Source organism: Caulobacter sp. GW822-FHT01G02, assembly GCF_058802865.1.
Genome location: NZ_JBXAON010000012.1, coordinates 41,837 through 54,076 on the forward strand (window position 1 = coordinate 41,837; position 12,240 = coordinate 54,076).

8 protein-coding genes are annotated in these 12,240 nt (G+C 69.9%); all 8 read right to left on the minus strand.

Annotated elements, in window-relative coordinates; genetic code table 11:
* Nucleotides 1-28 precede the first annotated feature (28 nt).
* The 8 genes from AC1RNC_RS24995 to AC1RNC_RS25030 all read right to left on the minus strand — a co-directional run bounded on the left by AC1RNC_RS24995 (nucleotide 29) and on the right by AC1RNC_RS25030 (nucleotide 12,173).
* Nucleotides 29-766, minus strand: a complete 738-nt coding sequence (locus AC1RNC_RS24995) for an amino acid ABC transporter ATP-binding protein (RefSeq protein WP_492888705.1) — start codon at nucleotides 764-766, stop codon at nucleotides 29-31.
* Nucleotides 763-1,737 (minus strand): amino acid ABC transporter permease, encoded by a 975-nt coding sequence (locus tag AC1RNC_RS25000; protein ID WP_492888706.1) that lies wholly within the window; start codon nucleotides 1,735-1,737, stop codon nucleotides 763-765. Before AC1RNC_RS25000 ends, AC1RNC_RS24995 begins: the two co-directional genes overlap by 4 nt.
* Nucleotides 1,738-1,808: 71 nt before the next feature.
* On the minus strand, nucleotides 1,809-2,945 hold the full coding sequence (locus AC1RNC_RS25005; protein ID WP_492888707.1) for an ABC transporter permease subunit: 1,137 nt from the start codon (nucleotides 2,943-2,945) through the stop codon (nucleotides 1,809-1,811).
* The gene (locus AC1RNC_RS25010) at nucleotides 2,942-4,048 is read right to left on the minus strand and encodes an amino acid ABC transporter substrate-binding protein (protein WP_492888708.1); all 1,107 of its coding nucleotides are present in this window, start codon (nucleotides 4,046-4,048) and stop codon (nucleotides 2,942-2,944) included. The genes AC1RNC_RS25005 and AC1RNC_RS25010 overlap by 4 nt, the downstream gene beginning before the upstream one ends.
* Nucleotides 4,032-5,321, minus strand: a complete 1,290-nt coding sequence (locus AC1RNC_RS25015; protein WP_492888709.1) for an amidohydrolase family protein — start codon at nucleotides 5,319-5,321, stop codon at nucleotides 4,032-4,034. The genes AC1RNC_RS25010 and AC1RNC_RS25015 overlap by 17 nt, the downstream gene beginning before the upstream one ends.
* Nucleotides 5,318-6,781, minus strand: a complete 1,464-nt coding sequence (locus AC1RNC_RS25020) for an amidohydrolase (RefSeq protein ID WP_492888710.1) — start codon at nucleotides 6,779-6,781, stop codon at nucleotides 5,318-5,320. The genes AC1RNC_RS25015 and AC1RNC_RS25020 overlap by 4 nt, the downstream gene beginning before the upstream one ends.
* 208 nt (nucleotides 6,782-6,989) lie before the next feature.
* Nucleotides 6,990-10,076 (minus strand): TonB-dependent receptor domain-containing protein, encoded by a 3,087-nt coding sequence (locus AC1RNC_RS25025; protein ID WP_492888711.1) that lies wholly within the window; start codon nucleotides 10,074-10,076, stop codon nucleotides 6,990-6,992.
* 306 nt (nucleotides 10,077-10,382) lie between these two features.
* The gene (locus AC1RNC_RS25030) at nucleotides 10,383-12,173 is read right to left on the minus strand and encodes an amidohydrolase family protein (protein ID WP_492888712.1); all 1,791 of its coding nucleotides are present in this window, start codon (nucleotides 12,171-12,173) and stop codon (nucleotides 10,383-10,385) included.
* Nucleotides 12,174-12,240: the final 67 nt, after the last annotated feature.

Below are 12,240 nucleotides of genomic sequence, written 5' to 3' on the forward strand. Positions count from 1 at the left end.
TCGCCGCGCTGGACGACACCTCCAGAGACTAGGCGCGAAGCCGTCCCAGGAACGCGCGGGTCCGCGCCTCGCGCGGATCGGCGAAGAAGCTGGCGGGCGGGCCGGACTCGATGATCCGTCCCTGGTCCATGAAGATCACCCGGTCGGCGACATCGCGGGCGAACTGCATCTCGTGAGTGACGACCATCATGGTCATGCCGGACTCGGCCAGGCCGCACATCACGTCCAGCACCTCGCCGACCATTTCCGGATCCAGCGCCGAGGTCGGCTCGTCGAACAGCATGACCCTGGGCGCCATGGCCAGGGCGCGAGCGATCGCCGCGCGCTGCTGCTGGCCGCCCGACAGCTGGATCGGAAACTTCCGTGCATGATCGGCGATGCGCACGCGCTCGAGCAGGGCCATCGCCTGAGCCTCGGCCTGAGCGCGCGCCAGGCCGGCCACGCGGATCGGCGCCAGGGTGCAGTTGTCCAGGATGCTCAGATGCGGAAAGAGGTTGAAGGCCTGAAACACCATGCCCGTCGCGCGGCGCGCGGCCGCCCCGTCCTGGCCGCGGGCGTCCAGGTCATGGCCATCGACCCGGATCGTTCCGCCCTGGTGAGGCTCCAGGCCATTGACCGTGCGGATCAGGGTCGACTTTCCCGAGCCGGACGGTCCCAGCACCACGACGCGCTCGCCTGGCCGCACCGACAGGTCCACGCCGCGCAGGACGTGCTGGTCGCCGTACCATTTCTGCAGGTCGGCGATCTCGATCATGGCTTGGCTCATGAGGGGGCTCCTTGGGCGCGCGCGACCCGCCTTTCCAAGGCCGCCGACCAACGCGAGAGGCCGAAGCAGAGCAGCCAGAAGGTCAGGCCAACGAAGATGTAGGCCTCCGGCTCCAGCCCCTGCCAGGCGTAGTCGCTGACGGCGTTTCGCAGGACGCCGGTGATGTCGAGCACGCCGATCACGTAGATCAGGCTGGTGTCCTTAAGCAGGCCGATGAAACTGTTGACCAGGGCCGGCGTCGCCGTGCGAAGCGCCTGAGGCAGCACGACAAAGACCAGGACCTGCCAGCCCTTCAGGCCAAGAGCGCGGGCGGCCTCGCGCTGCCCCTGGGGCACGGCCATCAGTCCGCCGCGAACGGCTTCGGCCATGTAGGCGGCCTCAAAGAAGGTGATGGCGATGATCGCGCGGGTCAGCTTGTCGAGGCTCCACTGGGGCGGAATGAGCAGCGGGACGAGCACGGCGGCGGCGAACAGCACCACGATTAGGGGCGCGGCCCGCACCGCCTCGACATAGGCGCCGGCCAAGATCCGGATGACTGGCAAGGGGCTGCGCCGGGCCAGACCCAGGAGGACGCCGATCGGCAGGGCGAAGATGGCGCTGACCGCGCCCACGATCAGGTTCAGCGCCAAGCCGCCCCAATAGGCGCTGGGCACGCCGGGCAGAACGCCGGCGCCGCCCATCAAGGCCAGGCAAGCCAGCGCGCCGACGGGCGCGGTGAGCATGGTCAGCCCCGCCCGGCGTCGCCAGGCCAGGGGAGCCAGGCCGACGGCCACCATCGCCACGGCCAGGCCCACACGCCAGCCATGGCCGGCCGGATAGAAGCCCAGAAGGATCTGCGGCGCGCGGGCGGTGATCATCGCCCAGCAGGCGCCGGCGGGATCACAGGCGGCCCGGCTTTGCCCGATCCAGGTCGCATCCCAGAAGAGCCACCGCAGCGCCGGCGCGGCGAGAACAAGCGCCGCCAGGGTCATGGCGAGCCCCGCCGCCCAGGCGGTCCATGGCTGGCGCGCTCGCCCCGGAAGGCTCGGAAAACGGCGGACGCTCATCGCACCGCCCATCGCGCCTGACGCGCGGCCCACAGATTGATCAGCCCGCTCAGCGACAGGCTGAGCACGAGATAGAAGCCCAGGATCATGCCCAGCGTCTCGACCGCCTGGCCGGTCTGGTTGAGGACGGTGCCGCCAAACAGCGCCACCAGATCCGGATAGCCGACGACGATCGCCAAGGAGGCGTTCTTGGCCAGGTTCAGATATTGGCTGGCCAGGGGCGGAGCGGCCACGCGCAAGGCCTGGGGCAAGGTCACCCACCGCAGGGTCTGGATCGACGACAGGCCCAGCGCCTGGGCGGCCTCGACCTGGCCGGCGTCCACCGCCGCCAGCCCGCCGCGGACGACCTCCGCGATGTAGCCGCCGCTATAGAGCGACAGCGCCGCGACCAGGGCCAGCAGCGGGGGGGAAAGGACACTACCGCCGACGAAACCAAAGCCCCGCGGGCGCGGGAGATCCAGGCCCGATACCGAGAGCACGAGCCCGAGTCCGCAAAATCCGAGCCAACTGATGCTCAGCGCCATGGCGACGCGGCGCGTGGGCGCGGCGCGCCAGATCCCGACCAGCGCGGCCAGGGCCAGGCCGGCGCCGGCCAAGGCCGTCCCAGAACCCCAGCGCCACTCGATACGCGGCAGATAGAGCCCGCGATTGCTGACAAAGCCCAGGCCGCCAAGCTCGATGGCCTCGCGCGGCGGCGGAGCCATGGCCAGGAGGCTGTAGAGCACCAGCAGCAGGATCGGCAGCGGCATGTTGCGGGTCAGCTCGACATAGGCCCGCGCCAAGCCGCGCATCCACGGCGCGCGGGTCCGCGAGGCCACGCCGAACCCGACGCCCAAGGCCGTGGCGAACACGCCGGCCAGCGCGGTCACGCGGAGGGTGTTGACCGTGCCGACCCAGAACACCCGCGCATTGCTGTCGCGCGGCGAATAGGCGATGGCGGTCTCGGCGATGTCGAACCCGGCGGCGCGGTGCAGGAAATCAAAGCCCGAGGCTAGGCCGCTGGCCCGCAGGTTGGCCGCGCCCGTGCGAGCGGCCATGACCAGAACCAGGCCGAGAACGGCCAGGGCCAGGCCCTGCCAGGCCCAGCCCGCCAGGCGCGCGGAGGTGATGGGGGAAACGGGCGGGCGGCTCATCGCATCGGCGGCGCGAAGATCAGACCGGCCGGCTGGGCGTTCCACAGGCCGTTGAGGCCGCGTTCGATCTTCAAGGGCGTGGCCGCGCCAAGGTTGCGATCAAAGACCTCGCCGTAGTTGCCGACCTGTTTGATCAGTTGATAGGCGAAGTCGTCCGACAAGCCGATCATCGCCCCATAGCCGGGCTCGGCGCCGAGCAGACGGCGGATTTCGGGATTGTCGCTGTGCTGACGCATGGCCTCGACATTGGCCGAGGTCACGCCCAGTTCCTCGGCCAGGATCATGGCGTTGAGCGTCCAGCGCACGACATTGCCCCAGCCGTCGTCGCCCTGGCGCACGACCGGCCCCAAGGGCTCCTTGGAGATCACCTCGGGCAGGATCAGGTGGTCGTCGGGCCTGGCTAGAGTGGCGCGGGCGGCGGCCAGGTTGGAGAGGTCGGCGGTGTAGACGTCGCACTGCTCGCGGCCGTAGGCGGCGCGGGCCTTGTCCTCGGTGTCGAAGACCACCGGCTCGTAGGTGAGCTTGTGGGCGCGGAAATAGTCGGTGAGGTTCAGCTCGCTGGTCGAGCCGGTCTGGATGCAGACCCGCGCGCCGTTGAGCTGGGCCGCGTGCGTCACACCCAGCGCCTTGCGCACCATGAAAGCCTGGCCGTCATAGTAGTTGACCCCGGCGAAATCGAACTTGGCGTCGCGCGAGAAGGTGGCCGAGGTGTTTCGCCAGAGGACGTCCGCCTCCCCGGCCTGCAGCACCGTCAGGCGCTCGGTCGAGGAGGTCGGCACGAAGCGCGCGGCTTCGGCGCGGCCAAAGATGGCCGCGGCCGTGGCCCGGCAGAAGTCGGTGTCGAAGCCTCGCCAGCGGCCTGCGTTGTCGGCGTAGGCGAAGCCGATGAGGCCCTGCTGCACGCCGCAGACGAGGTAGCCCCGCCCGCGCACCGCGGCCAGGGTCCGCCCCTGCCCCGCCCCGCCTCCGGCGAGAGCCACCGGCGCGCCTTCGACGCCGACCGCCTTGGGCGGTGGGCCATCGACCGCGCTGCCGGGATCGCCGCAGGCGGTGAGCAGGCTCAAGGCCGCCCAGGCGGCGAAGGCTCTAGCGCGGCGCGCCATCGCCGGCCTCGTAGCGATCGCGCAGGTCGAGGGCGCGCGAGCGCAGGGGCTGAACGATCCCGTCGATATAGATCGCGGTGGGCAGGGTGCGCGGCTCCAGGGGATCGCCATCCCAGACGACCAGGTCGGCCACGCGGCCCGGCTGCAGCGAGCCCAGATGGTCGGCCAGGCCGAAGATCCGCGCCGGGGCCACGGTGATGGCCTCCAGAGCGGCGGCGTAAGGCAGCCCCTGGGCGACCGCCGACCCGGCCTCGTAGCGCAGTTCGCGCACGCGGTGGGCCGGATCGGGACTGACGATGGCGATCTCGACGCCGGCCGCGCGCAGCCGCGCGGCGTTCTCCAGGCTGGCCCCGACGATCTCGAAGGTGCGCGGCAGGTCGGCGGTGGCGTTGAGGATCACCGGGACCTTGGCGGCGGCGATGTCGGCGGCCACGCGCCAGCCCTCCTCGGCGCCGTTGAGGATCACGCGAAGACGCTGCTCGCGCGCGAAGGCCAGGACCTGGCGGATGTCGGACGCGCGATGAACCGTCACCAGCAAGGGCGCGCGCCCTTCGACCACGGGGATCAGGGCTTCGAGGTCCTCGCGCGACAGGGCCAGGGTCCGGGTCTCGCCGCGGTCATAGGCGGCGCGGTTTTGCTTGTAGAAGCGCACCTCGTCGAACCGCGCGCGCAGCAGGCCGATCTCGGCGCCGCGCGAGCCGCCCGCCCCGTTCTCGCCGAAAGACATGGCCACCGCTAGGCGGGGCTTGAAGAGCAGGTCTCCAGCCAGGCGGATGGCGAAGACCTGGCCCGCGAACAGCGATCCGCCGGCCTCGTCGCCGCCGCCCTCGCCGTCCCCGCCGGGGGCGGGCACGACGATCGCTCGGGTCACTCCACCCAGACGGGCGACCGGGATCAGGGTCGATTCTGGGTTGAGGCCATACTGCGGCTCGAAGGCCGCGCCCAGTTCAGACGAGGCGCTCTTGGCGTCATCGGTCCCCTTGACCGAGTTGACCTCGCGCACGCCCAGCACGGTGTTGGCGGCGAAGAGGCCTGGCGTCACCACCGCGCCCTTGGCGTCGATGACGGTCGCGCCGGCAGGCGGGGTCAGGTTGGCGCCCACCGCGACGATCTTGCCGTCACGGATGATGACCGCGCCGTCGGCGATCTCCCCGGCCGGCCCCATGGTCAGCAGGCGGGCGTGGACGATGGCGGTGGCGGGTCCGGCCAGGGCCGGGACGGCGATCGCCGAGGCGGCCAGAAGCCCGGCCAGGACGGTGCTGAAGGGCTTCATTGGGTGAGGTCTCCGCGGTTCTGGCCTAGCTCGAAGTCGGACGGACGCCGCGGCGCCTTGCGGTCGAACTGAAGGACACCGTCGATGAACACCTGGTCGGCGACGGCGTAGATGCTCAAGGGATCGGCGCTCCACAGGACAATGTCGGCCATCTTGCCGGGCTCCAGAGAGCCGGTGCGGTCGGCCACGCCCATGATCTTGGCCGAGTTGAGCGTGATCCACTGAATGGCTTCGGCGTCGGGAATGTCGATGCCGGCGCGGCGGCCCGCCGCCTGGGCCACGGCGGCCTCGCGGTTGAGGCGCTGGATGATGTTGGGATCGTCCGAATGCAGGGAGACGCACACCCCGGCCTTGGTCAGCAGGGCCGCGTTCTCCTCGATGCCATCATAGGCCTCCATCTTGAAGCCCCAGCGGCCCGACCAGACGGCCGCGCAGATGTGCTCGCGGGCCAGCAGGGGCGCGATCTTGTAGGCCTCGACCGCGTGGTGGAAGGCGGTGATGTGGTATCCGAACTCGTGGGAGACATCGATCAGATTGGCCATCTCGTCGGCGCGGTAGCAGTGGTTCTGCACCAGCAGATCGCCGTCCAGAGCGCCCGAAAGCGTCTCCAGGGTCAGGTCGCGCTTGGGCGGGTCGCCCCCCTCCCCCTTTGCGGCCTTCTTGTCGTAGGCGCTCCAGCGCTTGCCGTAGTCGGCCGCCTCGATCCAGCCGCGGCGATAGCCGGCGACATTGCCCATGCGGGTGGCGGGGGTGCGGCCGCGCGCGCCGTAGCGGCCCTTGGGGTTTTCGCCGCAGGCCATCTTCAGGCCATAGGGCGCGCCGGGAAACTTCATGCCCTGGGCGGTGACGGCCGGGACGTTCTTGAGGGCGACCGTGCGGCCGCCAAACAGGTTGGCCGAGCCGGGCAGGACCAGCAGGCTGGTCACCCCGCCGGCCCGCGCGCGCTCGAAGCCGGCGCCCTGGGGCCAGACGCTATGCTCGGCCCAGACATAGCCGGTGTTGGGATCGATGTTCTCGTTGACGTCGATCTGGCCGGTCACGGCCGGCGCGGGAAAGACGCCAAGGTGGGAGTGGGCGTCGATCAGGCCGGGCGTTACCCAGCGGCCCTTGGCGTCGATCACCTTGGCTCCCGGCGGCGGGGCCGCGCTCGGGCCGACCGAAACGATCTTGCCCGCGTCGAACACCACTGTGCCGCCGAGGATCTTCTGGCCCGTGCCGGTGTAGATATTGGCGTTGACGATCGCCACCAGACCCGAGGCCGGGGGGGCGTAGGTGCTGGGATAGGGATCGCGGGCCGGAACCAGGCCCTTGGGCGGGGGAGCGGCCGGACGCGGCGGCGCGGCGGGAGCTTGCGGCCGGGGCGCGGCGGCGCAGGCCGTCAGCAGCAGGACCGCCGAGGCGGCGAGCCAGGGCGCGCGGCGACGCGCCTGGGCGTCCCGGACGGGTCTGGATTGTTGCAACACGAGAGTCTCCTGAACCTGTCCGGGCCAATCCGGCCGGCGGCCAACGCGGGAAGAAGAAGGCGGTCCCCGCCGGACGCTTTGGGCAGAAAGCGCCCGGCGGGCCGTGGCGGTCATGCGCTCCGAACGCCCCTGGGGAGAAAGCGTCCTTCAAGAGCGCCCCCGACGGACCCGAAGGTCCGCCGGGGCGTCATGACCCGCCTCGAGGCTAGAAGGACTTGCTGAGGCTGAAGTACCAGTAGCGGGCGTAGGGCTGGTAGACCGCGCCCAGATAGCCGTAGGTCCCCGACGACAGCGGCGGGGTCTCGTCGGTGATGTTGTTGACCCCGAGCCGCAGCTTGGCGCCGTCGAACCGGCCGCTGGCGACCGTCCACTGGCCATAGAGGTTGCCGGTGACCTGTGACTCCACCTGCCAGGGCGTGCCGTCGGCCGCCAGCAGGCTCGTATCGTCCATCGACGAGATGTACTTGGTGAAGGCGCCCACGGTCACTTGCTCGTAGCGCCAGGTCAGCGAGGCCGAGACCTTGGTCTTGGGGGTGCCGTTCTGGCGCAGGAGATCGCCGCCGCCGGTGATCGAGGTGCCCGCATTGATCTTGCCGGCGTCACGCGCGGCGATCAGAGCGGCGATGTCGGCCGACGGTTGGCGATAGAACTTGTTGAAGTGGGCGACATTGATGTCGGCGTCGAAATCGCCGAAGCGGGTGCCGTGCAGACGCCAGTTGAGGCCGACGTCGAGACCGCGGACATCCTGCGGATTGAGGTTCTGGTACTGGTCCTTGACGTAGGTGACCTGGCCGACGGCCGCCAGGCCCGTGCCGGCCACCCGGGCGATATCGTCGGCAGTGGGGGCCAGGCGGATGACGTTGGGATTGCTCGAGCCCTGGACCCGCATCAGGTAGTCGAGGATCAGGGCGTTGCCCTCGCCGAACACGCCGATGATGCCGTTCTGCTTGGTGTCCCAGACATCGACGGTCAGGGTGAAGCGGCCAAGCTCGGAAGGAATGAACTTGGGCTGCAGCACCAGGCCGATCGACTGGCTCTGGGAGGTCTCGGCCTTCAGGTCGGGATTGCCGGCCCGCTGGGCGGTGGCGACGATCGAGGCCGAGCAGGCGCTGAAGGTGCTGATCTTGCCGGACCGCAGGTCGGCTTCGCAGAAGATGTAGTCGGTGCGGGTGTTGCCGCGGGTGACGATCGCGGAATTGACCTGCAGCAGGTTCGGCGCGCGGAAGCCCTTGGAGTAGGAGCCGCGGACGCGAACGCCGTCGACCAGGTCCCAGGCCAGGGCGACCTTCGGCTTGGCCACGTCGCCAAAGTCGCTGTAGTGCTCGTAGCGGCCAGCCAGCTGCATCTCGACATTGCGCACCAGCGGCACGTTCATGTCGGGCGAGATGATCGGCACGGCCAGTTCGGCATAGGCCGAGGCGACCTTGCGCGACCCTTTGGAGTCGGGGGTCGGGCTGACGCCGAACAGGTCGGACGTCTGGACTTCGCCGGTCACCGCGTCGGTGAACTTGATGGAGCCGTCGACGCGGGCGTCGCGGTTGTCGCTGATCGTCTCGCGGCGCAGCTCGACGCCGGCCGCCAGGCCAAGGTCGCCGCCCGGCAGAGCGATCAGATCGGCCTTGGAGACCTTGAAGTCCCACTGGGCCAGGGTCGAGCGGCCCTTCAGATAGGTCTTGACGCGGATGGCGTCGAGCGCGGCCTTGCTGCTGGGGGTGGTGTCTGCGCCGGTCGGGTTGCTGACGCCGCCGCCATTGAAGGGGTTGTAGGCGTCGGGGGTCGACAGGGCCAATTGCTTCTGCAGGGCCGTGGAGCTGACGCCGTCCTGGACGTCGGTGACGCCGGCCTCGGTGTAGAGCAGCGCGCTGTCCCAGCGGAAGCCATAGGCGTCGCCCTTCAGCCCGCCCAGGACGCGGACCTGCTTGCCCTTGACGTCGACATTGGTCGGGCCCAGGTCGCCGAACCGGTAGTTGGTCAGGGTCACCGCGCGGCCGGAGGCGGGAATATTCAGGTTAGCCAAGCGATTGGGATTGACCGTACCGTCGGCGAAGGTGGTCGGGCCGAACGGATTCCAATAGTTGGAGGTCGGGACCGTGATCTTGGTCGAGCCGATGGTGAAGACCGAGTCCTGAACGCTGTGGGTCTTGGAGAAGTAGTAGCCCAGCTCGCCATAGGCGGTGACGTTGTCGGTCAGGTCATAGCGCCAGGTCGAGAACAGGTTCGTCCGGCGCAGCTTGGGCATGACCGACAGGCCATAGGTCGCCTGACCGTCCGAGCGGGTGTCGCGCGCGGCCCCGGCGGTGGCGCGCGTGCCCGTGCCGATGCAGATACCGTTGGCTAGGACCGAGGCGCAGGAGCCGTCGGCGGTGGGCTGGATGTGGAAGACGCCGGCGGCGGTCGTCAGATTGGTCGTGCCTTGGCGGACCGCGCCGGTCTGGCCGACTACCGTCAGGTCGGCCCAGGGGCTGAGCGTGCTGCGACGATCTAGCGTGTTGGACCCGGCGAAGCTGGTGTCGGCGAACAGCGGGCGCTTGTCGCCGCTGGCGGTGTAGTCAAGGTCGGTCGACTTCAGGGCGCTGCGGTAGGCGTAGTCGACCGACACGGTGACGTTGCCGCGGCGCTCCTTGAAATTATGGCCGACGGTGGCGTTGAGGTTGAAATCGCGCATACCCGTGCCCTCGGCGCCGCCATAGCGCACGCTGACCGAGCCGCCGTCCAAGTCGTCGCGCAGCACGGTGTTGAGCACCCCGGCCACGGCGTCGGCGCCATAGAGGGCCGCGGCCCCGTCGCGCAGCACTTCAAGGCGTTGGATGCCCGAGACCGGAAGGGTGTTGGAGTTGGTGGTCAGCACGGGAGCGAGGTTGGCGTCGGCCTGGGTGCCCGGCCAGGTCGCCACCCGTCGGCCATTGAGCAGAACCAAGGTGTTGCCCACGCCCAGGTCGCGCAGATTGATCGAGCCGACGTCGCCGCGGGCGAAATTGCTGCTGGTGGCGCCATTGGTGCTGTTGAAGGTGACATTGCCCATCTGCGGCACCGCACGCAGCAGATCATCGCCCGAGACCGCGCCGGTGGAGGCGATCTGAGCGGCGTCGACCACGGTGACCGGCACGGCGGCGGTGACCTTGGAACCGGCGATCTGACTGCCGACGACAATCACTTCCTCGACGGTGGCCGCGTCCTGCGGCTCGGCGGGCGGCGTGGCTTGGGTCTGGGCGTGGGCCACGGCCGCGCCCAGGAAGGCGGCCGTCGTGGCCATCAAAATCGTCCGCCCACGGCGGTTGGTGTGCTGGTTCATCTTGATCCCCTCTGGTCCTTGCTTCGCCGCCGGCAGGCTTGCGCCGTTCTCGATCGACAGGCTCTGAGACGTAAGCCGCCGCCGCTGCCCCACCTGGGTCGGACGATAAAATCGCCGCCGCCGATGTTGCCTGCGGGCTGGGCGCCCATCGCCCGGGAAGCGGGCGCCGACTGGCTCCCAAACCCCCACTAAACTTCTAGGTTTTTGCCGGCGCGGCAGATTTTGGCGGAGCGGCGCCAGGGAAACTGAGCCTTTGGCGCCTTGACCACGCCGCCGCCCCGCGGTCGTCGGCCGATCGCTTCAACGTCAGTAGAAGCTGACGTTATCGATCTCCATCCAGAGCTTCTCGCCCCCCTTGCGGCCACCCATGAACTCAACCTCGGTCAGGTTGGCGGCGGACCATCCGTCCTTGCCGCGCACGGCCGTCAGGGCCGAGAACGGAATCTCGACGACGCGCCAGTCCGCGCCGGCTTCGAACGGCGCCGACCAGCGACCCGAGACGGTGGTGACGCCCAGCGCGTAGGCGCCCTCGCCGCGCACTTCGAAGCGCACGCCCTTGAAGGCGCTCGCATCGACCGGCTGGATGGACCCGCGGGTCAACGGGATGATGACTCCGGCGCTCGGCTTGGCCTTCATGGCCATGCGCGCGGCGATCGACAGGGCGCGCCCTTGGGGGCCTCGCGAGATCACCTGACTGATCTCGACGGTGCGATCCATGCCGCCGTCGGGGTCGTCGGTGCGCAGGGTGTCCAGGCTCGAGCGGCCATCGGCGCGCTCGAAGTCGTCGATCAGGGCCTTGGCCGGGATGGCCGGCATGCTGGCGGCGACGTTGGCGCTCATCGGCGGGGCGCCTGGTCCAAAGACGAGCTTGCCGTCGATCAGGACGCGGTCGGTCTTGCGCACGTCGGCGATGTTCGTCCAGGGCTCGCCCTTGATCAGCACGAGATCGGCGCGCTTGCCCGGCTCGATGGTGCCGCGGTCGGCTTGCAGGTTCATCAGCTTGGCGCTGGCGGCGGTGCCGGCGATCAGGGCCTGGCTTGGGGTCAGGCCCGCGCGCACCAGCAGCTCCATTTCATGCAGGCTGGCCTGGCCGTGGGGAGCGCCGGGCATGCCCGCGTCGGTGCCCAGGCCGAGGGTCACGCCCGCGTCGTGAAGACGCTTGGCGTTGGCCAGGGCGTAGTCGAACTTGCGGAAGCTCTGACGGTTCTTCGGATCGGCCGGATCGCGCGCGGGCTCGCCGGGCTTCACGGGCTCATAGACCGCCAGGGTCGGGGTGTCGGCCGTGCCGCCGGCCTTGATCGCGGCCAGCGCCTCGTCGTCGAGCAAGCGATCCTGCAGACTGTGGGTGATGACGTCGACGCCCGCGCGCCCCGCCACCGCCCCGCGCTCGACGGTCACGGTGTGGGTGAAGACCTTCAGGTTGGCCTTGTGGGCCTCCTCGACCAGCGCGCTGAGCGTCCAGCCGTCCATGCTGGTGTTGTCGGGCGAGGAACCATAGCGCCAACCGTCGGTGAAGGCCTTGATCAGGTCGGGCTTGTAGGGGGCCAGGGACTGGATCGCGGCCCGGGCGGCCTCGGGGGTGTTGACCCACTTGGTGGTGGCCGTATCGGCCCAGTCGGCGCCATGACCACCGGGCGTGCTGACGCGCGCGGCGAAATTGACGTGCGGGGCCACCAGGGTCGAGAGCCACTGGCGGCGCGGCGCGAATGACTCCGGCGCGGCGTTGAAGTCGTTGACCGTGGTCACGCCGACCGAGACGTAAGCCGTGGCGATCTGCGGCGTGGTCGCCGGAACGCCGCCGCCGGTCCAATGGGTGTGGAGATCGAAGAAGCCCGGCAGCAGGGCCTCGCCCCTGGCGTCGATCACCTGGGCTCCGCGCGGAACCTTGACGTCCGGCCCGACCTCGGCGATGCGCCCGTCGCGGATGACGACCGTGGCCTTGCGCGGCGCGGCGCCCGTGGCGTCGAAGACGCTCGCCCCGACGATGGCGATCGGCGCCGCCGGCCGCTCGGCCGCCTGGGCCGCGTGCAGCGCCAAGACGGACGCCGAAACCGCCGCCGCCGCTCGCCAGGTCCAGCCCCGCTTCGTGTTCGCCATCGCTCTGTGCTCGCTCATCCGCCCGACGCGCCCCGGCGCCGCTTCCTAAGACGTAGCGCGCGCCCTT